This is a genomic window from Streptomyces sp. NPDC020742, assembly GCF_040641675.1.
GTDB lineage: Bacteria > Actinomycetota > Actinomycetes > Streptomycetales > Streptomycetaceae > Streptomyces.
In genome coordinates this window covers 105,215-129,338 of sequence record NZ_JBFAEA010000002.1, presented here as the reverse complement: position 1 = coordinate 129,338, position 24,124 = coordinate 105,215, and the positions used below count along the sequence as shown (strand labels likewise).

Sequence of the window (24,124 nt, the reverse complement as noted above, 5' to 3'; positions counted from 1 at the left end):
GCCGGGCCGCCGTTCCGGGTCAGCCGCCGAGCGCGGCCCCGGCCTCGTCCCCGGCTTCGGCCTGCAGGGCGGTCCGCGCCGCCACGAAGGCGTCCACGGCGCGGTGCACGTCCGCGGTGGAGTGCGCGGCCGACAGCTGGACCCGGATCCGGGCCTGCCCCTGCGGGACGACGGGGTAGGAGAAGCCGATGACGTACACCCCGCGCTCCAGCAGCAGCTCGGCCATCCGGGCCGCCTCGGCCGCGTCGCCGATCATGACGGGGGCGATGGCGTGGTCGCCGGGCAGGACGTCGAAGCCCTCCTCGGTCATCCGGGTGCGGAACAGCGCGGTGTTGGCGTTCAGCTGTTCGCGCAGGTCGCCGGCCGACTCCAGCAGGTCGAGCACCTTCAGCGAGGCGGCGGCGATCACCGGGGCGAGCGAGTTGGAGAACAGGTACGGGCGCGAGCGCTGGCGCAGCAGGGCGACGATCTCCGCGCGGGCGGCGACATAGCCGCCGGAGGCGCCGCCGAGGGCCTTGCCGAGGGTGCCGGTGATGATGTCCACCCGGTCCATCACGCCGTGCAGCTCGGGGGTGCCGCGGCCGCCGGCGCCTACGAAGCCGACCGCGTGCGAGTCGTCGACCATCACCATGGCGCCGTAGCGGTCGGCCAGGTCGCAGATCTCGCGCAGCGGGGCCACATAGCCGTCCATCGAGAAGACGCCGTCGGTGACGATCAGCGTGCGGCCGGTGCCGCCCGCGGTCGCCTCCTTCAACTGGCGCTCCAGGTCGGCCAGGTCGCGGTTGGCGTAGCGGTAGCGGCGGGCCTTGCACAGCCGGATGCCGTCGATGATCGAGGCGTGGTTGAGGGCGTCGGAGATCACCGCGTCCTCGGGGCCGAGCAGGGTCTCGAAGACGCCGCCGTTGGCGTCGAAGCAGGAGGAGTACAGGATGGTGTCCTCCTGGCCGAGGAAGCCGGAGATCCGCTGCTCCAGCTCCTTGTGGACCTCCTGGGTGCCGCAGATGAAGCGGACCGAGGCCAGGCCGTAGCCCCAGCGGTCGAGCGCCTCGTGGGCGGCGGCGACGACCTCGGGGTGGTCGGCGAGGCCGAGGTAGTTGTTGGCGCAGAAGTTGAGGACCTCACCGGGGTTGCCCCCTGCGGTCACCGCCACCGTGGCGGACTGCGGGGTGCCGATGACCCGCTCGGGCTTGTGCAGGCCGGCGGCGCGGATCTCGTCGAGGGTGGTGCGCAGTTCGTCGCGTACGGAGTCGAACATCGGGGATTTCTCCAGGAGTCGGGGTGGGCGGGGAACCGGGTCAGACGGTCCAGTCGAGGATGATCTTGCCGCTGCGGCCGCTGGCGGCGTCGTCGAAGGCGGCGTCGAAGTCCTGGTACGGGTAGCGGCCGGTGATCACGGGGCCGAGGTCGAGGCCGCCTTCGAGCAGCACGGACATCGCGTACCAGGTCTCGAACATCTCCCGGCCGTAGATGCCCTTGATCGTGATCATGGAGGTGACGATCCGGGACCAGTCGACGGGGAAGTCCTGGGCGGGCAGGCCCAGGACGGCGATCCGGCCGCCGTGCGTCATATTGGCGATCATGTCCTGCATGGCCTCGGGCCGGCCGGACATCTCCAGTCCGATGTCGAAGCCCTCGCGCAGGCCCAGTTCGCGCTGGCCCTCGGCGATGGTCCGGTCGGCGACGTTCAGGGCGAGGCTGACACCGACCTTGCGGGCCAGGGCCAGGCGCGACTCACTGACGTCGGTGATCATGACATTGCGGGCGCCGGCGTGCCGGGCGACGGCCGCGGCCATGATGCCGATCGGGCCCGCGCCGGTGATCAGCACGTCCTCGCCGACCAGCGGGAACGACAGCGCGGTGTGCACGGCGTTGCCGAACGGGTCGAAGACCGCGGCGATGTCGAGGTCGACCGGGACGCGGTGCACCCACACATTGGTGGCGGGCAGCGCCACATACTCGGCGAAGGCGCCGTCCCGGCCGACGCCGAGGCCGACGGTGGCGCGGCACAGGTGACGGCGACCGGCCAGGCAGTTGCGGCACTTGCCGCAGACCAGGTGGCCCTCGCCGCTGACCAGATCGCCGGCCTTGATCTCGGTCACGTCGCGGCCGGTCTCCACCACCTCGCCGACGAATTCATGACCGAGGGTCAGCGGGGTGTGCACGGCCTGCTGGGCCCAGCCGTCCCAGGAGCGAATGTGCAGATCGGTGCCGCAGATGCCGGTACGCAGGACCTTGATCAGTACGTCGCCCGGGCCGACCGCCGGTTCCGGCACGTCCATGAGCCAGAGTCCCGGCTCCGCCTTCTGCTTGACCAGTGCCTTCACCGCGATGGCTCCCGTACGTGAAAAGAGACCTACCGGGGGCGCTTTCCGGCCACCCGATCTTCCTCAGGAAAATCTTCCCTACCCGGGCCCTCCGGTCCATCGAGGTTTTCTTAAGCACGGTCACAGCTGACCTTTATGCCCGTCTCGTGAGCCTCCCGGAGCGGCCCGGGAGTGTAGGGCGTCGCGAACGCGAACGACGGAATTCATCACACCTTGAGTGGCCGTGAGACCGGGGTGCACGGACCTACGTAGGACTGGATGCAACCTCACACGGGTACCGACGCGACGCACCGCGGCCTCCCGTGTGCATCGTTCCTGTGCGTCCCTGGAGGTCAGTCAAGTGAGCCACCGACACGTGAACAAGCGGACGGGCGTCATCGTCGGCGCGGCCGCGGCAGCCATCGCCGGCGCGGCGATCCTGCTCCCCAACGCCAATGCGAGCACGGACAAGCCCGCGGCCCTGCGGACGTTCAGCGCCCCGGCTGCCGCACAGGTGGCATCGGCCCTGAAGGCCGACCTCGGGGGCGACAAGACCGCCGGCTGGTACCTGGACGACGCGAACGGCCATCTGGTCATGAACGTGACGTCCGAGGACGACGCGGCGAGCGTCCGGGCGAAGGGCGCCGTGGCCAGGGTCGTGCACAACAGCATGACCGCGCTCAAGTCCGGTACCCAGTCGCTGCGGGAGACCGCCTCGGTGCCCGGCACGGCGTGGTCGATCGACCCGAAGACCAACAAGATCGTGGTGCTGGCCGACCGGACCGTCACCGGCGCGAAGATGGCCCAGCTCTCCAAGGCCACCGGCCGGATGGGTGACGGCATGGTCACCGTCAAGCGGTCGAGGGGCGAGTTCAAGCGCTTCCACGGTGACGAGGCGGGCGGAGCGGAGGGCGCGGACGGCGGGGCCGGTGCGGGTGGCGACGGCGGCGCGGGGGCCGGCGGTGACGGTGGCGCCGGGGGCGACGGAGGTGCCGGCGCGGGTAGTGACGGCGGCGCCGCGGCGGGCGGCGGCCAGGGTGGCGGCAACGGACAGGGCGGCGGACAGGGCGGCGGCAACGGACAGGGCGGTGGGCAAGGCGGCGGCAACGGACAGGGCGGTGGGCAAGGCGGCGGCGGTGGACAGGCGGCCGGGCCGGTCGGCGGCAGCGCCATCTTCGGCGGCAACGCCCGCTGTTCGCTCGGCTTCAACGTCACCGTCAAGGGAGCACCCGCGTTCCTGACGGCGGGGCACTGCGGCAACGACTCCAAGACCTGGTCCGCGGACCAGGGCGGCGGCCAGCCGCTGGGCACGGTGGCCGACTCCAAGTTCCCCAAGACCGACTTCGCGCTGGTCACCTACGACGACACCGCGGCGAAGCCGCAGAGCGCGGTCGACCTGGGCAACGGCAGCACCAAGGAGATCACCAAGGCCGCCGAGGCCGCGGTCGGCATGAAGGTGCAGCGGTCGGGTTCCACCACCGGGCTGCACGACGGGACCGTCACCGGCCTGGACGCCACGGTGAACTACGGCAACGGCGACATCGTCAACGGCCTCATACAGACCGACGTCTGCGCCGAGCCCGGTGACAGCGGCGGCGCGATGTTCTCCGGCGACTCGGCCGTCGGGCTGACCTCGGGCGGCAGCGGCGACTGCACCCAGGGCGGCGAGACCTTCTTCCAGCCGGTGACCGACGCGCTGAAGGCCACTGGTGCGGAGATCGGCGCCGGGGGCGGCGGCAACGGCGCGGGGGGCGGCGCTGCCGGGGGCGGCGACGCCGGTGCCCAGGGCGGCGGCTCGGGGGACGCGGGTGCCCAGGGCGGCGGAGCCGGCGACGCCGGTGCGGCGAACGCGGGCGCGGGGGACAACGCGGGGGCCGGGGACGCGGGTGCCGGTTCCCAGGACCCGGGCACGGGGGCCCAGGACCCCGGCACGGGCACCCAGGACCCGGGGACGGGTGCCCAGGATCCCGCCACTTCCGGCGGTGACCCGCTCAACTGACCCCGGCTGCACGGAGGTTGTGCCCACCGGCCCCGTCCGCTTCCCCTCGGGGAGGTGGACGGGGCCGTCCTCGTGCGTCCGGCGTGCGCCGACCGGCGGGGTCAGGGCGAAGTGACGGTGAACAGACCGCCCTCGGGGTCACGGATCACGGCCTGCCGGGCCGAGCCGTCGACGGTCGGTGTCACGGGGGTGACGGTGCCGCCCGCGGCCACCGCGGCCGCGGTCACCTGCTCGACGTCCTTGACCGGGAAGTGGACGTGCCAGCGGGGCCGGACCCTGGGGTCGGGTGCGGACTCCACTGCTCCCCCGCGCAGGGTGGCGACGGTGTGGGTGCCGTCGTCGACGATCACCTGGTCGTGCTCGTAGGTCACATCGCAGCCGCCGGGCTCCCCGGAGGCCCAGCCGAAGACCTCCGCGTAGAAGATGGCGGCCTCGAACGCGTCGCGGGTGCGCAGCTCCAGGCAGGCCGGGGCGTTGCCCTGCCCGACCGACCAGGCCATCGTCTGGCCCTCCCAGAAGCCGAAGGTGGCGCCGTCGCGGTCGGCGGCGAGGGCGGCGCGTCCGGGGCCGAGCTTGAGCGGGCCCACCGCCACGGTCGCCCCGCGCTCGCGGATCCGGTCCGCGGTGTCATCGGCGTTCTCCACCGCGAAGTACGAGGTCCAGGCCACCGCGACCTGGAAGTTCTGGGCGAGGGCACCGATGCCGGCCACCGGCTCCCCGTCGGCCACGGCCACCGAGAACTCCTCGCCGAGGCTGGCCGGCCGGAACCGCCAGCCCAGGACGGCGGAGTAGAACTCCTGCGACGTCTCAAGGTCGCGGGCCATCAGGCTGACCCAGCACGGAGCACCACGGACCGGAGTCGTGGGGCCATGGGCCGACATGACATCTGCCTCCTGTCGCTCACCCCTCCCGCTGCACACCCCTCCCACTGTGCCAGCGACACCACGGGGCCGCACCGCCGCGCCGGGTCCCCTGTGCCGGTAGCGCGGTTGTGCCGGCCCTGATCCGGCTCGATGCTGTACGTACGGAACCGGTCTGGGTTGATGCCATGAACGCATGGAACGCGGCGGAGCACGCCGACTTCCGCGGCCCCCTCGACGTCACCAGGGCGGCCACCGCGGTTCTGGACGCCCGGGACCGGGTCGTCGGGTGGAGCCCGGCGGCCCGGCGGCTGCTGGGGTACTCCGCCGGCGAGATCCTCGGCCGCCCCCTGGAGACGTTCCTGCCGGCCGCCGAGGCGGCCGGTGAGGTGTGGCCGGGCCGCCCGCCGGAGCCCTCGCTAAGCGGGATCGAGACCCGCACCGCCCGGCACCGCGACGGCCGGCTGCTGCCGGTGGCGCTCTCCACCTGCCTGCTCGGGTCCCCCGACGCCCGCGCCCCGGGCGAGCCGGCCCGGGTGCTGGTGGCCGCCGCGCTGGACGACCAGCAGCGGTGGGAGACCCAGCAGTCGATGCTGGGCGGGCTGGCCACCCAGTCACCGGTGGGGCTGGGCATCTACGACCAGGACCTCAGGCTGACCTGGGCGAACACCGCGTACATCCGGGAGATCGGACTGCCGCTGCGGGAGTTCCTGGGCACCAGGGCCGACGAGCTCTACCCGGAGGGCATGTTCGTCACCGAGGGCTATCCGCGCACCCTGGAGGCGGTGATGCGGCAGGTCCTGGACACCGGTCGGCCGGTCCTCGACCTGCACTTCGTCGGCCAGAAGCCCGCCGAGCCGGGACCCGACCACGTCTGGTCCTGTTCCTACTACCGCCTGCTGGACGCCCGTGGCCAGGTGCTCGGGGTGTGCGAGGACGCCTTCGACATCACCGACCGCTATCAGGCACAGCGCCGGCTGAACCTCCTGGTGGCGGCCGGCACCCGGATCGGCACCACGCTCGACATGACCGTCACCGCCCGGGAGATGACCGAGGTGGCGGTGCCGGACTTCGCCCCGCTGGTCACCGTCGACCTGGTGCAGTCGGTGCTGGAGGGCGCGGACCCGGAGCCGGGCAACGGCTCGCTGCCGCCGCTGGTGCGGGTCGCCGCGCGCTCGGTGGGCGGCCCGCCGGCCGCGGCCGGGCACGGCCCGTACCGCATCGAGTACCCGCCCGGCTCACTGCCGTACCGCAGCCTGTCGTCCGGGGGGCTGGTGCGGGCCGAGCACGGCATGGTCGTACCGCTGCGGGCCGGCGGTGCCGCAATGGGGCTGGTGACCTTCCGCCGCGAGGCGCCGACGGGCTTCGACCGGGGCGAGGTGGAGTTGGCCGACGAGCTGGTCACCCGTACCGCGGTGTGCCTGGACAACGCCCGCCGCTTCACCCGGGAGCACACCGCCGCCCTGACCCTGCAGCGCAACCTGCTCCCCCGGCACCTGCCCGGGCAGTCGGCGGTCGACCTGGCCTACCGGTACCTGCCCAGCGACGACCGGGCCGGGGTCGGCGGCGACTGGTTCGACGTCATCGGGCTCTCCGGCACCCGGGTCGGGCTGGTGGTGGGGGACGTGGTGGGTCACGGGCTACAGGCGGCGGCGACGATGGGGCGGCTGCGGACGACCGTACGCGCGCTGGCCCGGCTGGACCTCTCCCCCGACGAACTGCTGAGCCGGCTGGACGACCTGGTGGGGCAGACCGCGGAGGACGGCGCCGCGGAGGACGGCGGACCGGGCGGCCCGGACGATGCCGCCATCGGGGTGACCTGCCTGTACGCGGTCTACGACCCGGTGTCGCGGCGCTGCACCATGGCGCGGGCCGGGCATCTGCCGCCGGCCGTGGTCGACCCGGAGGGCAAGCTGTCCTTCCCGGACCTGCCGGCCGGCCCGCCGCTGGGGCTCGGGGGCCTGCCGTTCGAGTCGCTGGAGATCGAGCTACCGGTGGGCAGCCTGATCGCGCTGTTCACCGACGGCCTGGTGGCGTCCCCCGGCCGGGACGTGGACGAGGGGCTGGAGCTGCTGGGCCGGGTCCTGGCCGAGCACGACCGGCCACTGGAGGAGCTGTGCGACCGGGCCCTCACGGAGCTGCTGCCGGGCGGGCCGGGCGCCGATGACTCGGCGCTGCTGCTGGTGCGCACCCGTGAGCTGGACCTCGGGCAGGTGGCGGCCTGGGAGCTGCCCGCCGAGCCGGCGGCTGCCGGGCGGGCCCGGGAGCTGGCCACCGGGAAGCTGCACGAGTGGGGCCTGGCGGAGCTGTCGTTCGCCACCGAGCTGGTGGTGAGCGAGCTGGTGACCAATGCCGTACGGCACGCGTCGGGGCCGCTGCACCTGCGGCTGCTGCGCGACCGCACGCTGCTGACGGAGGTGTCGGACACCGGGCACACCTCGCCGCACCTGCGGCACGCCGCCACCGACGACGAGGGCGGCCGGGGGCTGTTCATCGTGGCGCAGCTGGTGCAGCGCTGGGGGACGCGCTATACGCCCCTCGGCAAGACGATCTGGACCGAGCAGGCGTTCCCGCCGGCGTATCAGCGGGCTCCGCGGCCGGTCGGCTGACCGGGTGCACGGGACCGGGCCGTGCGCACGTCGTGCGGGTGCCCGGTGCCGGTCCCATGATGGAACCAAGCGAGGTCCCGGCGACCCGGCGGGCGCGGACACGAGGAGGACCTGTGACGAGCAATGGCAAGGACCAACCGGCCGAGCACCGGCCGGCCGAGCTGTACACGGGTAGTGAGCGGCCCTACGACCCGGAGGACCTGGTCCGGGCGTCCGGACGCGAGCCCACCCCCCGGACCCTGGAGTGGGCCAGGCGGCTGATCGCCGAGGAGGGGCCGGGCGTCATCGAGCGGTACCTGCCGTGAGGTCCCCGAGCGCTTGAGCAGTGCTGCCGGCCGGGCCGCCTCAGGGCGGCCCGGCCGCCTCGGCGAGCAGGAAAGCCGTGTTGACCAGGGCGACATGGGTGAACGCCTGGGGGGTGTTGCCCAGTTGGCGCTGGTGCACGGGGTCCCACTCCTCCGAGAGCAGCCCCACGTCGTTGGCGGCGGACAGCACCCGGTCGAACAGTGCACGGGCGGCGTCCGTGCGGCCGGTCGCGGCCAGGGCGTCGGCGAGCCAGAACGAGCAGGCCAGGAAGGCGCCCTCGGTGCCGGGCAGTCCGTCGATGTCGGCCTCGTCGGCGTAGCGGCGGACGAATCCGCCGTGGTCGAGTTCGTCGCGCACCGCGTCCACGGTGCGGATCACCCGGGGGTCCTGGGGCGGGAGGAATCCGGTCTTGACGATGAACAGCGTGGCCGCGTCCAGTTCGCGGCTGCCGTAGTGCTGCACGAAGACGCCGCGGTCCGGGTCGTAGCCGTGTGCGCAGACGTCGGCGTGCACCTCGTCCCGCATCGCCTGCCAGCGCTCGACCGGCGCCGGCAGCCTGGTGGCCCGAGCCATCTTGACCGCGCGGTCGGCGGCGACCCAGGACATGACCTTGGAGTGCACCCAGTGCCGCCGCCCGCCCCGGCCCTCCCACAGTCCCTCGTCCGGGTCCCGCCAGTGCTTCTCCAGGAAGGTCATCAACGTCCGCAGCAGCACCCAGACATGACGCTCCATCGGGATGCCGGCGCGCAGGGCGAGGTAGAGGGTGTCGACGACCTCGCCGTAGATGTCGAGCTGGAGCTGGTCGACGGCGGCGTTGCCGAAGCGGACGGGGGCGGAGTTCTCATAGCCGGGGAGCCAGCTGGCGTCGACCTCGGGCAGCCGGCGCTCGCCGGCGACGCCGTACACGCTCTGCAGGTCCCGTGGGTCCCCGGCGATGGCGCGCAACAGCCACTGCCGCCAGGCCGCCGCCTCCTCCCGGAAGCCGCTGCGCAGCAGGGCGGACAGCGTCATGCTGGAGTCGCGCAGCCAGCAGAAGCGGTAGTCCCAGTTGCGCTCCCCGCCGATCCGCTCGGGCAGCGAGGCGCTGGCCGCGGCGACGATCCCGCCGGTGGGCAGGTAGGCGAGGGCCTTGAGGGTGATCAGCGAGCGCAGAACGGCGGCGCGCCAGTCTCCCTCGTAGCGGCACCCCGCGGTCCAGCGCTGCCAGGCCTCGGTGGTCTCGCACAGTGCGCGGTCGGCGTCGACGCGGTGGGTGTTGGGGAGGTGGGACGGCTGCCAGGTGAGGACGAACGGCACCCGCTCGCCGGCGTGCACGGTGAACTCCGAGTGGGTGCTGCCGTCCTGACCGTAGGTGTGCACTCCGGGGGCGAGGCGCAGCCAGGCGGAGTCGGGTCCGGCCACCGCGATGCGGTGGTGCTCGGTGCGCCGCACCCAGGGGGCGATCCGGCCGTAGTGGAAGCGGAGTCGCAGGTCGCCGCGCATCTCGACGCTGCCGCGGAGCCCTTCGACGAGCCGGAGCAGGCGCGGTGGGTGTGCGCCGCGCTGCGGCATGAAGTCGACGACCCGCACCGCGCCGTCCGGGGTCTCCCAGGTGGTCTCCAGGACGAGGGTGTTGTCGCGGTAGGCGCGGCCGGTGCACTCGCCGCCGGCGGCGGGGGCGAGCCGCCAGTGGCCCTGCCGTTCGTCGCCCAGCAGGGCGGCGAAGCAGCTTGGCGAGTCGAAGCGGGGCAGGCACATCCAGTCCACCGAGCCGTCCCTGCCCACGAGTGCGGCGGTCTGCAGGTCGCCCACCAGGGCGTAGTCCTCGATGCGTCCGGGCATAGTGGCTCCTCGGTCTTCCATTCTGCGAGGCGGCGGCGGTCGGCGCGACCTCCGCCCGGCGGCCGGTCCGCAGGGGCGGTCGCCGCCCGCCTCCCACTGGTCCGGTTGCATCGGATATGGGATAGTAGGAGGCTTTTTCTGGAGCGTGGTATCCCTGGTGAGGGGAGGGACGCTCTATGACACCTGAGCGGTGGGTGCCCGAGGGGACGGACCAGGAGACACCGAACGTTGCCCGGGTCTACGACTGCTACCTCGGTGGTTCACACAACTTCGCGGTGGACCGCGAGCTGGCGCACCAGGCCATCGACCTGTGGCCGGAGCTGCCGCTGATCATGCGCGCCAACCGCGCTTTCCTGCGCCGCGCGGTGCAGTATCTGGCCGGCGAGGGCATCACCCGCTTCCTGGACATCGGCTCGGGGATCCCGACCTTCGGCCCGGTGCACGAGGTGGCCCGGCTCATCCAGCCCGAGGCCCGGGTGGTCTATGTCGACATCGACCCGGTGGCGGTCCAGCACAGCCGGCTGATGGTGGTGGACGACCCGCGGTGCACCGTGGTCCAGGCGGACATGCGCGACACCGAAACCCTGCTGAAGCAGCCCGAGGTCGTGGAGTTGCTGGATCCGCGGGAGCCGGTGGCGGTGCTACTGGTGGCCGTACTGCACTTCGTCACGGACGAGGAGGATCCGGCGCGGGTGGTGCGGGTGCTGCGCGAGGCGATGTCGCCGGGCAGCGCACTGGTGCTCTCGCACGGGACGCCGGGCGGCCGACCCGAGCTGGCGCGCCAGCACCAGGCCCTGTACGCCCGCGCGTCGGCGCCGATGACCATGCGCTCACGGGACCGGATCGTCGCGCTGTTCGAGGGCTTCGACCTGATCGCGCCCGGCGTGGTCTACCTCCCGCAGTGGCGCCCGCAGCACCCGGAGTCGGTGGGGCCGCACCCCGAACTGATCGCCGGGCTCGCGGGAGTGGGGATCCGGCCGTGAACGATCCGGCCGGAGGGCGGGTGGACCCCGCCGCGGTCCACTTCCGGGATTCCTGGTCCCGGCTCCTTCGGGACGGCCACGGCGCGATGGTGACCCCGGGGATCCTGGGCCCGCTGGTCTACCGGACCGCCGAGTTGCTCGGCCGGGCCCACTCGGACGACCCGTTCGACGCCGCACTGGCCGAGCGCGCCGGGGAGCTGCTGGTCGACGCCCAGTTCACCGACCCCGAGGTGCTCGCCCGGGCCGTGGCGCTGCTCCAGCAATGGCCGCCGCCGGACGGCCGGGGGCCCGCGCTGACCGGCGCCTTCGCCGCGGGCTGGTCCTCGGCGCTGCGCGACCGGACGCTACGGGAGCAGGAGGCCATCCGGCGAGCGGTGGACCTGGCCCGCCGGGGCGCCGAGCGCGCGCTGTACGCCTCGGAGGCGCGGTTCCGGGCGATGTTCGAGCGGGCCGCCGTGGGCATCGGCTTCGCCGACCTGGAGGGGAACGTCCTGACGGTGAACAGTGCGCTGCAGGAGATGTTCGGCGCCGGCACAGAGGAGTTCCGGCATCTGAACGTGGCCTCGCTGGTGCACCCGGACGACTCCCCCGGGGTCTGGGAGGCGTACCACGAGCTGATCAAGGGCAAGCGGGAGCAGTTCCAGTGCGACAAGCCGTACTACCGGCAGGACGGGGAGGTGATCTGGACGCATCTGACCGTGTCGCTGATCCGCGACGAGGAGGGGACGCCCCGCTACCAGGTGGCGATGCTGGAGGACATCACCGACCAGCACCGGCTCCAGGAGCGGCTGCGCTACCAGGCCACCCATGATCCGCTGACCGGACTGTGGAACCGTACGGCGTTCTTCGAGCGGCTGGAGGCGCTCTTCGCGGACCCCGAGCCGGACGCCCGGTTCGGCCTGTGCTCGGTGGACCTGGACGGCTTCAAGAACATCAACGACAGCCTCGGCCATGCGACCGGCGATCAGCTGCTAGGGGCGGTGGCCGATCGGCTGCACTCCAGCCTGGCGCCGCTGGGCCACATGGTGGCGCGGCTGGGCGGTGATGAATTCATCGTACTGCTGGAGAACTGCCAGGGCAGGCAGGAGGGCATCTCAGCGGCGCAGACGGTGCTGGGGGCGCTGGCCCCGCCGTTCTTGATCGGCGGTCAGCAGCTGGCGGTGCGGGCCAGCGTCGGGGTGGTGGAGCAGCCGGTCTCCGCGACCACTCCGGGTGCCGCGATGCGCAGCGCCGATCTGACGCTGTACCGGGCGAAGAAGGAGGGCCGCGGCCGGTGGACGCTCTTCGACCCGCGGCGCAATGCGGCCACGGTCAGTCAGTACGCGATGTCGATGCGGATTCCGATGGCGCTGGACCGCGGGGAGTTCTTCCTGGAGTACCAGCCGCTGTGCACGCTGGACGACGGTGTGATGGTGGCGGTGGAGGCCCTGGTGCGCTGGCGGCACCCGGAGTTGGGGGTGCTGGGCCCGGAGGAGTTCATCGCCACGGCCGAGGACTGCGGGCTGATCATTCCGTTGGGCCGGTGGGTGCTGTGGCAGGCCTGTCACCAGGCGGCGCAGTGGACCTCGCGGTTCGGCGCGGCGGCGCCGCGGATGAACGTCAACCTGGCGGTGCGGCAGGTGCGGAACGCGGAACTGATCACCGACATCGACCGGATCCTGCAGGAGAGCGACCTGGAACCGGGGAAGCTGCAACTGGAGATCACCGAGAGCGCGATGCTCGGCCCGCGGGACCCGGCGCTCCAGGCGCTGCGCGAACTGGTGGGCATGGGCGTCTCGCTCACCGTGGACGACTTCGGCACCGGCTGGTCCAACCTCGCCTACCTGCGGACCCTTCCGGTCGCCGGGCTGAAGATCGCCGGGGCGTTCGTCTCGGACCTGCACTCGACCGGTGAGGATCCGCTGGGCTGGCGGATCATCGGCGGCATGGTGTCACTGGCGCACCAGCTGGGGCTGACGGTGACGGCCGAGGGCGTGGAGACCGCGGCGGACGCCGAACGGCTGCGGGAGATGGGCTGTGACTGCGCCCAGGGCTGGCACTACGGCCGTCCGGCGCGCCCCGGGGAGATCACCCGGCGGATCGTCGAGCGGACGGGCGGGACACGCAGCGACGGCGCCCACACCTCAGGACAGCAAAGCTTAAATAGAGATTAAATTGCAGTTTTATGGACAAATACCCTTGACCCCGCGATGACGACCTGCACATCATGAAGACCTGGCACCGCAGGCAACGCGGACACCGAGTCCCCGGCCTTGACGGACAGCACATTTGCCAGTTGTGGTGGTCGACGCTTCTCGCGTCCGAGAATGACCGACGCCTCGCGTCCGAGGCACAGCGGCCGGAGCTCCCACCAGGCGCTCACCCACAACCGCAGCCTCGTTGCTCGTTCTCCTTTGATGTGCGGGTGTACCGCGCCTCTCAACAGGCCCCGGCGGCCCGGCCGTCGGCGTTCGTACACCCCTTGCTCTCGCGGGTCCGCCCCCGTGGTCTCGCCCCACGGGCACCCGCCGCCTCCCGTTAGGCAGTCCTTCATGAGTACCACCTTGCCCTCGGACACCATCCAGCGCACCGTGGACGGCGGCCGGCCGCTGCGTCGTGCCAGCGACCGCTTCGCTGCCCCGCTTCCGATGCGGCGCTCCACCGACGTCCCACCGGTCCGACACTCCGTCAGTTTGGTCATCCCGGCGCACAACGAAGCGCGCAACGTCCCCTGGGTCTTCAACCAGATCCCGCCCACGATCGACGAAGTGCTCCTGGTCGACGGGGCCTCCGACGACGCCACCGTGCGGATGGCGGCGCACTGCCTGCCGTCGGTCCGTGTCGTCGAGCAGACCGGGGTCGGCAAGGGCGATGCGCTGCGCACCGGGTTCCAGGCCGCGACCTGCGAGTACATCGTCATGATGGACGCCGACGGCAGCATGTGGCCCGGTGAGATCCCGCACTACGTCCACTTCCTCGACAACGGCTTCGACTTCGTCAAGGGCTCGCGCTTCATCGCCGGCGGCGGTTCGCTCGACCTGACGCACCTGCGCTCCCTGGGCAACCTCGCACTGCTCGCCGTCGTCAACCGGATGTACGACGCGACGCTGACCGACCTGTGCTACGGCTTCTGCGCCTTCCGCCGCAGCTTCCTCGACGACCTCGACCCGCACGCCCCCGGCTTCGAGATCGAGGCGGAGCTGATAGCCCACGCACTGCGCCTGGGACTTCGGATCGCCGAGGTCCCGAGCCTGGAACTTCCCCGCCGCAGCGGGCGTTCGCATCTCCATGCGGTCTCCGACGGCCGTCGCGTGCTGCGCACCCTGATCGCCGAACGGCCCGGTGGCCGTCGCTCGGCAGCACTGGGTGTGGGGAAGCGATGAACGGCCTCGGCCGACGCCCCGCAGCGGCCTGCCCCGGTCTTGCCGCCCGCGATTCGCTCTACACCCCCGCCCACGTCGTCGAGCTGGACCTGGCGGTGCCCGGTGAGCTGCGCTCACCCGGCGGCGCGGCGGCCGGTGCGCCGGGCGGACGCGTGTTGGCGTTGGTGCGGCTGCACGGACACCCGCTCGGCATGGTCAGCGCCGACGGCGTCCTCGGGGACACCGCCGGCCTGTACCAGGCGTTGGCCGATGCCGCGCATCGCCAACTGGCCACCACAGACGCCCGGGAGGCGCCAGGGCCCGGTGCCGGACCTCCGGTCCGGGCCCCTGGGCCGGGCGCCCGGCCGACGGTCAGCGTCATCATCGCCACCCACAACCGGCCGGTGATGCTCCGTCAGTGCCTGGACTCCCTGCTGCGCAGTGGGCACTCCTCGTACGAGATCGTGGTGGTCGACAACGCACCGCGCGACGACGCCGCCGAGCGGCTGGTGCGCGCGCACTATCCGTCCCGGGTCAGATATGTGAGGGAATCCAAGGCGGGTCTGGCCCGGGCACACAACCGTGGGCTGATGGCGGCCCGAGGGCGGATCTGCGCCTTCACCGACGACGACACCCTGGCCGACCCCGGCTGGATCGCCGCGCTGGAGCGCGCCTTCGACGAGGGCGACGCCACCGGCGACCGGGCCGCGGTCGGCTGTGTCACCGGCCTGATCCTGCCCGCCGAGCTGGAGACCGCGGCACAGTCCGCGCTGGAGGGCCACGGCGGCTTCGCCAAGGGGTTCACCGCGCGCAGCTGGCCGTCGGACCAGGCGCCCGACGACCCGCTCTACCCGTTCACCGCGGGCCGGTTCGGCTCCGGCGCCAACATGGCCTTCCGTGCCGACATCCTGCGCGCGCTCGGCGGCTTCGACCCGGCGACCGGCACCGGCACCCCCGCGTACGGCGGCGACGACCTGCTGGCCTTCTTCCTCGTACTGACCGCCGGACACCGCCTCGTCTACCGGCCCGACGCCATCATCTGGCACCGCCACCACCGCGACCTCGCGGCCCTGCCGGCCCAGGCGTTCGGCTACGGCGCCGGCTTCGGCGCCTTCCTGGCCGCCGCCCTCCGGCACCGTCCCGGCGCCCTGCCCGCCCTGCTGCGCCGCCTCCCCGGCGGCATCCGCTACGCCGCCCGCAAGACCCGCGACCGCTCGGCCGCCTCCGGTCAGTGGCCGGCCCGGCTGGCACTGCGGGAGTTGCACGGCTTGCTCTACGGGCCGGTCGGCTATCTGCGCAGCGTGTACGACACCTACCGCCGCGCCGGAGCGTGACGCCATGACCTCGCACACCGCTCGCTGGAGCACCGCGGAACTGCCCGCCGCGCCCTACACGGCCGTGCTGCGCCGGCGGCTGAAGGCGCTGTTCTCCTACGAACCGCTGCTGCGCAACGGGCACCTATTGGTGGCCAGTTCACTGATGACGGCGGCCCTGGGCGCGTTCTACTGGGTGCTCGCCACGTCCTGGTACCGCCCGGAAACCGTCGGCCGCAGCTACGCGGTGATCTCCGCGGTGACCCTGCTCGCCGGGTTCGGGCAGCTCAACCTCGCCGATGTGCTGGTGCGGTTCGTGCCCTCGGCCGGCCAGCACACCCGGCGGCTGCTGCTGCGCAGTTACACCGCGGCCGGGCTGTGCGCCGGCGTCCTCGCCGGACTCTTCCTCCTCCTGGTGCCGCTGGTCGCCCCCGGGCTGGGCTTTCTGCGCGACTCCCTGGTCGCCCCGTTCTTCGTGGCCGGGACCATGGGCTATGCGCTGTTCATCGTGCAGGACGGGGCGCTGACGGGGGTCCGGCGCGCCAAGTGGGTGCTGGGCGAGAACGCGATCTTCGCGATCGTCAAGACGCTGGTGCTGGCGCTGGCCGCCACCTGGGCGCTGACCTCGGGGATCCTGCTGTCGTGGGCCGGTGCGCTGGCCGTCTCGCTCACCGTCGCCAACTACGTCCTGCTGCGGCGGGCGGTGCCCGCCCATGAACGGGCGCACCCCGAAGGGAAGATGCCGCCCCGGCTGCTGGGCTACGCCGCCACCGACTACGGCGGCGCCCTCTTCCGGCTGGCCGCCTACAACATCATCCCGCTGATCGTGCTGGACACCCTGGGCGGCGCCCAGAACGCCTACTTCTCGCTGTCGTGGGTCATCGCGTACACGCTCTACCTGGCGACGTACCAGATGGGCTGCTCCCTGCTGGTGGAGTCCGCCCACGACCCGGCGCGGGTCAGCGCACTGGGCCGGCGGGTGCTGCGGCACACCGGCCCGCCGCTGACCGCCGGCGTGGTCCTGCTGGTGGTCACCGCCCCTTGGCTGCTGTCGGTCTTCGGCCCCGAGTACGCCCGTGAAGCCACCGGGGTGCTGCGGCTGCTGGCCCTGTCGGCGCTGCCCAACCTGCTGCTCAACGTGGCCATCGACGTGGCCAGGGCACACCGCCGGCTGGCCTGGGCGGTGGCCCTCCAGGCGACGCTGTGCGCCCTGGTGCTCGGCCTGACCGTCTGGCTGATCCCCCGCTACGGGATCACCGGCGTCGGTGCCGCCTGGCTGCTGGCCGAATGCGCGCTCGCCCTCCCCCTGCTGATCGCGCTGCCGCGCTGGCTGCCCTCCCCCACAAGGAGCCCTCGATGAACGCCCTCGGATTTCGCGACAACGGCACCGGGATGCGACAGGCCGTCCGCTCCGCGCTGGTCTCCTGGCGCCGCGCCACGGCCGTCACCGAGGAAGCCCCCGCCTTTGGGGAGGACGCCGCGAGCGAGCACACCGTACCGAGCCTGGCCGTCGTCATCTGCGCCTACACCCTCGACCGCTGGGAGCAACTGCTGGACGCGGTCCGCTCGGTGCAGCGCCAGCACCACCCGGCCGACGAGATCCTCCTGGTCGTCGACCACTGCCCCGAACTGGCCCGGCGCGCCGCGGAGGCGCTGCCCGGCGTGCGGGTGCTGCCCAACGCCGAGGCGCAGGGGCTCTCCGGCGGCCGCAACACCGGTGTGTGCGCCGCGCACGGCGACGTGGTCGCCTTCCTCGACGACGACGCGGCCGCCGACCCGGACTGGACCGCGCGGCTGCTCGCCGCCTACCGGGACCCCCGGGTGCTCGGCGTCGGCGGGCTGGTGCGCCCCCTGTGGGAGACCGGCCGCCCCGGCTGGTTCCCGCCGGAGTTCGACTGGGTGGTCGGCTGCTCGTACCGCGGCCTGCCCCAACACGCCGCTCCGATACGGAACTTCATCGGCGCCAATATGTCCTTCCGACGCGCCGCGGTACTGGCCGCCGGCGGCTTCCGCACCGACCTGGGCCGGATCGGCACCCGCCCGCTGGGCTGTGAGGAGACCGAACTGTGCCTGCGGATCTCGGCGGCACACCCCGGTGCCACCCTGCGGTACGAGCCGTCCGCCGCGGTCCGCCACCATGTGCCGGCAGCCCGCACCACCCGGCGGTACTTCCGCGCCCGCTGCTACGCCGAAGGCCTCTCCAAGGCGGCCGTCACCCGGCACTCCGGCTCCGGTCCCGCGCTGGCCAGCGAACGCACCTATCTGCGGCACACCGTCCCGGCCGCGGTCGCCGAGGGGCTGCGCCCGGGCGGCGAGTCCCCGCCGAGCACGGTACCGGCGCTCGCCACGGGGGTGGCCGCCACCGCCCTGGGCTACGCCATCGGCCGGCTGCGCCGCACCGAGGCGCCCGCCGCCCGGCCCGCACCGCGCACCCGGGCCCGCGCCGCCGTCCATGCGCTGGCCGTCCTCGCGCTGCCGGTCGCGCTGGTGCTGTGGCTGGTGTCGCTGCGCGAGGTCGACCTCGGCGCGATGGGGGACCTGGGCCTGGTGCACGTCCTGCCGGTCACCTACTGGACCGGTCTGGTGCTGCTCGGCGTGGGCGTCTGTGCCGCGCTCAGCGACCGCCGTACCCGCGGCTTCCACTTCGCCGGATACGTCCTGGCACTGATCACCTTCCTGCACGCCACACCGCTCGCGCTCTACCCCGAACTGCGCTACTCCTGGGCCTGGAAGCACGTGGCGGTCACCGATGTGCTGTTGAGCAGCGGCACCCTGCCCACCAAGGCCGGCCTGCTGGCGGTGTACGCCCGGTGGCCCGGCTTCTTCTGGCTCAACGACCTGTTCGTCCAGCACACCGGCATGCACTCCCCCTCGGTCTACGCGAGTTGGTTCCCGCTGCTGATCAATGTGGCGCTGGTGGCGCCGCTGGTGGTGCTCTACCGCTCCTTCACCCGCAGCCGGCGGCTGGTCTGGGGCGCGGTGTTCCTGTTCTTCGCCTGCTCCTGGGTGGGCCAGGACTACTTCTCACCGCAGGCGTTCGCGTTCCTGCTGTACGTCTGCGTGATCGCGGCGGTGGTGCGCCGACTGCCCCGCAAGGGCGGGCCGAAGCCGGCCCGGCCCAGTCTGGGCTGGGCGGTGCTGGTGCTGCTGGCCATCGTCGTCATCGTCGTCTCGCATCCGCTGACCCCGATGCTGATGACCGGCTCGCTGCTCCTGCTGGCCCTGCCCCGCCGCAACCGGGCGGTCGTGGTGCCGGTCCTGCTGGCCGCGCTGACGCTGACCCTGGCCTGGGACCTGACCGCGGCCCGTCCCTATCTGGAGCAGAACCTGCACAGCATCCTGACCGGCCTGACCCAGCCCGAGTCCAACGCCGGCTCCGGAGTGCTGGGCCTGGCCGGTGCCACCACCGGCCAGATCGCGGTCGCCTGGGCCGACCGGATCCTGTCCGCGGTGGTCTTCCTCTTCGCGGCGCTGGCCGTGGTGCTACGGCCGACGGTGCGGCACTCCGCCGTCCCGCTGCTGGCCATCGCGCCGCTGCCGTGGGCGGTGGCCAACAGCTACGGCGGCGAGATGATCTTCCGGGTCTATCTGTTCGCGCTGCCCGCCACGGCCTTCGGCGCCGCCGCCCTGCTGCTGCCGCCGCTCCTGGCCACCGCGCACGGCAGCGGACTGCGCCGCCCGCTGCGGCGGCTGCGCGCCGCGGCGGTCCCGGTGGTCATCGTGACGCTGTTCGCCGCGCTCTCCCTGGCCTACTTCGGCAAGGAGAACGTCAACTACTTCACCCCGTCCGAGACCGTCGCCGCCAAGTGGCTCGCCCGGCACGCCCCGGAGGGCTCCCTGATCGTCGGCGCCACCGACTACTTCCCGTACGCCTACGCCGACTACCCGTACCACGACCGGCTGTGGCTGTCCGAGGCGGCGCCCGACGACCAGCGGCAGGTGAGCCGCGATCCGGTCTCCGAACTGCATGTGCTCACCGGCGCCGGACCACCCCGCCCGGTCTTCCTGATCCTCAACCGCGCCCAGGAGGCGCAGGTCACCGCGACCGGCGCGCTGCCGCCCGGCACCATCGCGCACATCAAGCGGGCCGTCGCGCACCGCAGCGACTTCCCCGTCGTCCACCGCACCGCCGATGCGGTCATCTACCGCATCCTGCCGGAGCGCACCCCGGGAAACCCCTGAGGGAAGCCCCGGCACCTCCACCGCAGGGGGTCCGAAAGGACCGATCATGAGCGTCGTTCCCGTCTTCCTCTACCACTCGGTGAACACCGACCCACCGCCGTGGATCGCCCCGTTCACGGTCACCCCGCGGGTCTTCGCCGAGCAGCTCGACCGCATCGCGGACGCCGGGCTCACCCTGGTGCCGCTGCGCCGGCTGGTCGCGGCGATCCGCGGCGGTCCGGAGCTGCCGGCCCGCAGCGCGGTGCTCACCTTCGACGACGGTTTCGCCGACTTCTACTGGACGGTGGCGCCCCTGCTCACCGAACGCGCCCTGCCGGCGACGCTCTACATCACCACGGGGGCCGTCCATCCACCCGGCGGCGGCCCCGACGGGAGCCTGCTGCCGCCCGCTGCCATGCTGAGTTGGCGTCAGATCGCCACCCTGGACGCGCTGGGCTTCGAGATCGGCGGGCACACCGTCACCCATCCGCAGCTGGACACCCTGCCCGCGCAACGCGTCTGGCACGAGATCGTCGACAGCAAGCGGCGGCTGGAGGACGCGCTGAGCCATCCGGTGTACTCCTTCGCCTATCCGCACGGCTACTCCAGCCCAGCGGTCCGCCGTACCGCGCGCGAGGCCGGCTGGACCTCCGCCTGCTCGGTCGGCAACGCGTTCGGCTCGGCCGACGGCGACCCGATGCGCATCGCCCGGCTGATGGTCCGGTCCGACACCGGTCCGGAGCTGTTCACCCAGTGGACCCGTGGTGCCGGCGCGCCCTCGGCCGCGCATTCCGATTCGCTGCGTACCCGGGGCTGGCGGTTCTACCGCAGGACCCGGGCGATGCTCGGCCACCCGGTCGGCGGACCGCCCGGCCCCGGCACCCTGCCGTGAGCCGGCCCGGCGGCCCGTGACCCCACCCGTCGGGTACGGGCGGCTCCCGCTCCGCCGGCCGGGTGGTCAGTGCTGCCACACCCGCACCCAGTCCACCGACATCCGCGCCTGGTCCACGCTGGACGGCGGCACCGTCGGATAGCCCACCGCGAGGGTGAACAGCAGCTCCATCGGGACGTGCGGGATCTTGGCCGGATCGGTCACCCGGAAGCGGATCTCCCCGTCGATGTACCAGGTGAGCGCGTCCGGTTCCCAGTTCAGCGCGAAGACGTGGTAGCCGGCCGGAAAGTCCACCGGGCCGAAGCTCCCGGCCGCAGTGCGCTCGGAGCCGTCCGGGCCCTTCCAGTGCACGGTCATATCGATGCTCTGGGTGCTGTCCAGCGCCTCGGCGATGTCCAGCTCCGGGGGCGTGTGCCGGGCGGCCGGCATCAGCCAGAAGGCGGGGAGCATACCGCTCTGCGGGGGGATCCGCATCGCGGCCTCGAAGTAGCCGTAGGTGAAGACGTGGCGCGGCCGGGCGGTCCAGTGGTCACGGCCGGTGGAGACCATCCCGGACGTCCATGGGTAGCGGCGTCCGTCGGTGCCCTCGGTGGCCCGGCGGCGGGCGGTCAGGGTGAGCCGGCCGTCGGCCACCGACACCTGCCCCGGCAGGTACCACTCCAGCTCGTCGTTGCCGCGGTTGGTGCAGCCGCCCCGGTTCCAGTCGTAACAGGTGGTCCAGCGGGCGGGGTTGAGCCGGGAGCCGCTGAAGTCGTCCGCGAAGACCTGCCGCCAGTGCCCCGGTACGGAGGGGCGCGGCGGCGGCGTCGGTCGCCCGTCCTGCGCGGCGCAGCCGGTGGCCACCGCGAGCACCAGAAATCCGCTTGCGGCGGCCCGCGCCAGTCGGCAAGATCCCATCGGCAGACTCCCGGGTGCGTACCGGAGCACTCCCGAAGAGCATCGCCCATCCCCGGACCGGCCGCTACTTCCGGCCGTTCGCCGCACCTCCCCCAAGGACCCCGCACACCATGACCACCGAACGCGTCCCGCCGCCCGTCCGCGCCGGCGAGCGGGAGACCCTACGGGCCTTCCTCGACTTCCACCGGGCCACCCTCGCGATGAAGACCGAGGGCCTCGGTGACGAGGAGCTGCGCCGCCGGTCCATGCCGCCGTCCACGCTCTCCCTGCTCGGCCTGGTCCGGCACATGGCGGAGGTCGAGCGGACGTGGTTCCGCCGGGTGATCAACGACGAGGACGTCCCGCTGCTCTGGTCGCCCGAGGGCGACTACCAGGCGGCCTACGACGCCGACGGCGCCACCGGCAGCGAGGCCTTCGCCGCCTGGCAGGAGGAGGTCGCCCACGCCCGGCGCATCGAGCGGGCCGCCCCCTCCCTCGACGTCACGGGCTACCAGCCCCGCTGGGACGAGCATGTCTCGCTCCGCCTGGTGATGCACCACCTGATCCACGAGTACGCCCGCCACAACGGCCACGCCGACCTCCTCCGGGAGGGCATCGACGGTTCGGTGGGGGCCTGAGGCGGACGGGAGCCACGGGCGGGAACCACGAGCGCAAGCCACGGGCGGGAGCGGCTCCGGGCCGCTGCCGTCGCCCGCCGCCCGCCGCTCCCGCCCGGGTCGGTGCGGTCAGTCCGTACTGTCAGTCTGTGCGGTCAGTCCGTGCTGTCCGTCCGGACGGTCAGTCCGTGTGGGGCACCGAGCAGCCGGCCGGGGTCTTCGCCGCCCGCTGGGAGTACTTCCACTCCGGGTCGAGCAGCTCGGACTTGAGCTGCTTCGCCGCGGCCGGGCTCTCGACGATGTAGCCGAAGTCCTGCAGCCAGGCCGGGTAGAGGTTCTTGGAGCCGATGTAGAACGCCGAGTCGTCCACCGACACCAGCTTGTGGTGCAGCGCGTACGGCTTGCCGTCGGCCCAGGTACCGCTCTCGGAGCTGCGGAACGGGGCGAGTTGCAGGTTGCCGCACAGCGCCCGGGACGCCTTCTCGTTGTCGCCGGTGAGGGCGACCAGGCGGCTGCGGAGGGTGTCGCTGATCTCGTCCAGGGACTTGATCTGGGAGTAACCCCCGCTGCCGACCGCACCGCGGTTGGCCGGGTCGCTGACGACGATGCGGACCTTCACCCCGGCGGCCAGCTTCGCCGCGAGCGTGTCGTAGGTCCGGATGTCGTAGCGCGGCAGCGGCGGGCAGGTGGCGTTGAGGTCCTGCTGGGAGATCTCGATGTGGCTCCGGGCGCTCCCGATGAGCGCACGCAGCGCGTTCTCCTCGGGGTTGACCGTGTCGTAGTCGCGGTCGCCGTTGGTGTTGTCGTGCAGCCCCACGGTGCACTTGGTGTCCGGGGCGCTGGGCAGGTTCGGCCGGTACGGCGAGGAGGGGTCGGACTCCCTGATGCCCACGCCGAGCCCGCCGACCGCGATGACCGGTACGTCACCGGTGGGTTCAGCGGGTCGGGCGCTCTGCTCCTTCTCCAGGTCCGGCATGCAGGAGGCGCCGTTCGACGTGGCGAGCCAGACCTTGGCCGGGTTGGCGGCGTTCTCGCAGGTCCAGTTCCACAGCGTGTCGAGGTAGTTCCCCGCGGACCGGGCGGCCGGCCCGGTGAGCGCCATGTCCACGTCCGACACCGGGTGGGTGGTGTCGAGGTAGTCGTCCTTCCAGCCGTTGATCCCGCCGGTGACGACCGTCTTTCCGTCGACCACCAGGAGCTTGGAGTGGTTCCAGGACAGCGACGTCTTGGACGTGGTCATCGACGCGACGTTCAGGGTGACCTTGTCGGCCGCCGGGCCGAGCTTGCCGAGCAGGTCGTCCCGGTAGCGGGAGGGCAGCACGTTCAGGTGGTAGATCGGGGCGGCGCCGACCAGGATCCGCACCCGGGGCGTGTGACCGGCCGCGACGGACGCCTTGAGGCCGGCGACGAGGGCGTCCTCGAACCCGCCGTTGGGGAACGGCGCCAGCGAGGAGACGTCCACGGTGTCCCGCGCGGCGGCGACGTTGCGGCTCATCTTGTCGAGCAGCCGCCGGGTCCCGGCGCGGTCCTTGCAGCCGGCGTCGCCCCAACAGCCGGGGGTCTGCAGCAGCCAGCCGGCCGGGTCGTCCGTCGGGGCGTCGAGCCGGTTGCCGTCGGTGCGCTGCCACACCGACCCTTCCAGGCCGGGCGAGGTCTCCCGCAACGACCGTTCGATGGCGTCCAGATGGGGTGTGGGGGGTGTGTCCGCCGCGTACGCCGAAGACGTCGGCAGGGCCGCGCACACGGTGGTCAGCGCGACGGACGCCGGTATCAGGCGGCGGAGCCGGTGAGGTGCCAAGAGCTTTCCTTCTGAGGGTGACGACGCGAGCCGGGCGGCGACGGCCGGCCCGGCTCCGGTTGCCACCAGAAGGTACCGCCGGCCCGCACCCTTCCCCGCCCGGAAGACGATCTTCACTATGAGTTCTGCCTCACACCGCGAACGGGACTGCGCGCAGGGCCCGTTGGCGGCCGGCACGGCCCCTGTCGGACAGCGCGCAGGGGTGCGGTCGAGGGACGGGGCACGCCACGCAGGGACGCGGTCGG

At 72.7% G+C, this 24,124-nt stretch carries 17 protein-coding genes; 11 read left to right on the top strand and 6 right to left on the bottom strand.

The genetic code is table 11. From position 1 onward, the window contains the following. Nucleotides 1–19: 19 nt before the first annotated feature. Nucleotides 20–1,255 (bottom strand): glycine C-acetyltransferase, encoded by a 1,236-nt coding sequence (locus AB0G84_RS04570; RefSeq protein WP_361315425.1) that lies wholly within the window; start codon nucleotides 1,253–1,255, stop codon nucleotides 20–22. 40 nt (nucleotides 1,256–1,295) lie between these two features. After that, on the bottom strand, nucleotides 1,296–2,324 hold the full coding sequence (gene tdh / locus AB0G84_RS04565) for an L-threonine 3-dehydrogenase (RefSeq protein WP_361315423.1): 1,029 nt from the start codon (nucleotides 2,322–2,324) through the stop codon (nucleotides 1,296–1,298). A gap of 340 nt (nucleotides 2,325–2,664) precedes the next feature. Here tdh and AB0G84_RS04560 point away from each other — a divergent pair, with 340 nt between their 5' ends. Beyond that, the gene (locus AB0G84_RS04560) at nucleotides 2,665–4,302 is read left to right on the top strand and encodes a S1 family peptidase (RefSeq protein ID WP_361315420.1); all 1,638 of its coding nucleotides are present in this window, start codon (nucleotides 2,665–2,667) and stop codon (nucleotides 4,300–4,302) included. 101 nt (nucleotides 4,303–4,403) lie between these two features. Here the strand turns inward: AB0G84_RS04560 and AB0G84_RS04555 are convergent, their stop codons facing one another. Further along, on the bottom strand, nucleotides 4,404–5,183 hold the full coding sequence (locus tag AB0G84_RS04555) for a VOC family protein (protein WP_361315417.1): 780 nt from the start codon (nucleotides 5,181–5,183) through the stop codon (nucleotides 4,404–4,406). A gap of 167 nt (nucleotides 5,184–5,350) precedes the next feature. Here AB0G84_RS04555 and AB0G84_RS04550 point away from each other — a divergent pair, with 167 nt between their 5' ends. Together AB0G84_RS04550 and AB0G84_RS04545 are read left to right on the top strand one after the other, a co-directional pair. Beyond that, nucleotides 5,351–7,771: a SpoIIE family protein phosphatase gene (locus tag AB0G84_RS04550; protein ID WP_361315415.1), complete on the top strand. Its 2,421-nt coding sequence runs from the start codon at nucleotides 5,351–5,353 to the stop codon at nucleotides 7,769–7,771. A 113-nt stretch (nucleotides 7,772–7,884) separates the two neighbouring features. Further along, entirely contained in the window at nucleotides 7,885–8,076 is a 192-nt protein-coding gene (locus tag AB0G84_RS04545) for a hypothetical protein (protein ID WP_361315413.1), read from the top strand. A 40-nt stretch (nucleotides 8,077–8,116) separates the two neighbouring features. Here the strand turns inward: AB0G84_RS04545 and AB0G84_RS04540 are convergent, their stop codons facing one another. Beyond that, nucleotides 8,117–9,898: a glycoside hydrolase family 15 protein gene (locus AB0G84_RS04540; RefSeq protein ID WP_361315411.1), complete on the bottom strand. Its 1,782-nt coding sequence runs from the start codon at nucleotides 9,896–9,898 to the stop codon at nucleotides 8,117–8,119. 176 nt (nucleotides 9,899–10,074) lie between these two features. On the opposite strand from AB0G84_RS04540, the gene AB0G84_RS04535 reads away from it, so the two are divergent. The 7 genes from AB0G84_RS04535 (at nucleotide 10,075) to AB0G84_RS04505 (ending at nucleotide 20,588) form a co-directional block, all read left to right on the top strand. Beyond that, nucleotides 10,075–10,881 carry an SAM-dependent methyltransferase gene (locus AB0G84_RS04535; RefSeq protein WP_361315409.1) on the top strand — a complete coding sequence of 269 codons (807 nt, stop codon included), beginning with the start codon at nucleotides 10,075–10,077 and terminating at the stop codon, nucleotides 10,879–10,881. Next, a complete protein-coding gene (locus AB0G84_RS04530; protein WP_361315406.1) occupies nucleotides 10,878–13,034 on the top strand; it encodes an EAL domain-containing protein in 2,157 nt (718 codons plus the stop codon). The genes AB0G84_RS04535 and AB0G84_RS04530 overlap by 4 nt, the downstream gene beginning before the upstream one ends. A 378-nt stretch (nucleotides 13,035–13,412) precedes the next feature. Continuing rightward, the gene (locus AB0G84_RS04525) at nucleotides 13,413–14,243 is read left to right on the top strand and encodes a glycosyltransferase family 2 protein (RefSeq protein ID WP_361315403.1); all 831 of its coding nucleotides are present in this window, start codon (nucleotides 13,413–13,415) and stop codon (nucleotides 14,241–14,243) included. After that, nucleotides 14,240–15,556, top strand: coding sequence for a glycosyltransferase (locus tag AB0G84_RS04520; protein WP_361315400.1), 1,317 nt, complete (start codon nucleotides 14,240–14,242; stop codon nucleotides 15,554–15,556). The genes AB0G84_RS04525 and AB0G84_RS04520 overlap by 4 nt, the downstream gene beginning before the upstream one ends. Before the next feature lie 4 nt (nucleotides 15,557–15,560). Further along, nucleotides 15,561–16,895 carry a hypothetical protein gene (locus tag AB0G84_RS04515; protein ID WP_361315398.1) on the top strand — a complete coding sequence of 445 codons (1,335 nt, stop codon included), beginning with the start codon at nucleotides 15,561–15,563 and terminating at the stop codon, nucleotides 16,893–16,895. Then, nucleotides 16,892–19,717, top strand: a complete 2,826-nt coding sequence (locus tag AB0G84_RS04510) for a glycosyltransferase family 2 protein (protein WP_361315395.1) — start codon at nucleotides 16,892–16,894, stop codon at nucleotides 19,715–19,717. Before AB0G84_RS04515 ends, AB0G84_RS04510 begins: the two co-directional genes overlap by 4 nt. 46 nt (nucleotides 19,718–19,763) lie before the next feature. Next, nucleotides 19,764–20,588, top strand: a complete 825-nt coding sequence (locus tag AB0G84_RS04505; protein WP_361315392.1) for a polysaccharide deacetylase family protein — start codon at nucleotides 19,764–19,766, stop codon at nucleotides 20,586–20,588. Nucleotides 20,589–20,654: 66 nt separating this feature from the next. On the opposite strand, the gene AB0G84_RS04500 is transcribed toward AB0G84_RS04505, so the two are convergent. Then, nucleotides 20,655–21,485, bottom strand: a complete 831-nt coding sequence (locus tag AB0G84_RS04500; RefSeq protein WP_361315390.1) for a glycoside hydrolase family 16 protein — start codon at nucleotides 21,483–21,485, stop codon at nucleotides 20,655–20,657. Between the two features lie 110 nt (nucleotides 21,486–21,595). Here AB0G84_RS04500 and AB0G84_RS04495 point away from each other — a divergent pair, with 110 nt between their 5' ends. After that, nucleotides 21,596–22,102, top strand: a complete 507-nt coding sequence (locus AB0G84_RS04495; protein ID WP_361315388.1) for a DinB family protein — start codon at nucleotides 21,596–21,598, stop codon at nucleotides 22,100–22,102. Between the two features lie 160 nt (nucleotides 22,103–22,262). Here the strand turns inward: AB0G84_RS04495 and AB0G84_RS04490 are convergent, their stop codons facing one another. After that, nucleotides 22,263–23,879 (bottom strand): phospholipase D-like domain-containing protein, encoded by a 1,617-nt coding sequence (locus AB0G84_RS04490; RefSeq protein ID WP_361315385.1) that lies wholly within the window; start codon nucleotides 23,877–23,879, stop codon nucleotides 22,263–22,265. Nucleotides 23,880–24,124: the final 245 nt, after the last annotated feature.

What these genes read in the sequence shown, in the direction of transcription:
- AB0G84_RS04525 (WP_361315403.1), top strand. Translation starts at nt 13,413, where the DNA reads ATGAGTACCACCTTGCCCTCGGACACCATCCAGCGCACCGTGGACGGC.
- AB0G84_RS04570 (WP_361315425.1), bottom strand. Translation starts at nt 1,255, where the DNA reads ATGTTCGACTCCGTACGCGACGAACTGCGCACCACCCTCGACGAGATC.
- AB0G84_RS04540 (WP_361315411.1), bottom strand. Translation starts at nt 9,898, where the DNA reads ATGCCCGGACGCATCGAGGACTACGCCCTGGTGGGCGACCTGCAGACC.
- AB0G84_RS04555 (WP_361315417.1), bottom strand. Translation starts at nt 5,183, where the DNA reads ATGTCGGCCCATGGCCCCACGACTCCGGTCCGTGGTGCTCCGTGCTGG.
- AB0G84_RS04500 (WP_361315390.1), bottom strand. Translation starts at nt 21,485, where the DNA reads ATGGGATCTTGCCGACTGGCGCGGGCCGCCGCAAGCGGATTTCTGGTG.
- AB0G84_RS04535 (WP_361315409.1), top strand. Translation starts at nt 10,075, where the DNA reads ATGACACCTGAGCGGTGGGTGCCCGAGGGGACGGACCAGGAGACACCG.
- AB0G84_RS04550 (WP_361315415.1), top strand. Translation starts at nt 5,351, where the DNA reads ATGAACGCATGGAACGCGGCGGAGCACGCCGACTTCCGCGGCCCCCTC.
- AB0G84_RS04510 (WP_361315395.1), top strand. Translation starts at nt 16,892, where the DNA reads ATGAACGCCCTCGGATTTCGCGACAACGGCACCGGGATGCGACAGGCC.
- AB0G84_RS04505 (WP_361315392.1), top strand. Translation starts at nt 19,764, where the DNA reads ATGAGCGTCGTTCCCGTCTTCCTCTACCACTCGGTGAACACCGACCCA.
- AB0G84_RS04495 (WP_361315388.1), top strand. Translation starts at nt 21,596, where the DNA reads ATGACCACCGAACGCGTCCCGCCGCCCGTCCGCGCCGGCGAGCGGGAG.
- AB0G84_RS04520 (WP_361315400.1), top strand. Translation starts at nt 14,240, where the DNA reads ATGAACGGCCTCGGCCGACGCCCCGCAGCGGCCTGCCCCGGTCTTGCC.
- AB0G84_RS04515 (WP_361315398.1), top strand. Translation starts at nt 15,561, where the DNA reads ATGACCTCGCACACCGCTCGCTGGAGCACCGCGGAACTGCCCGCCGCG.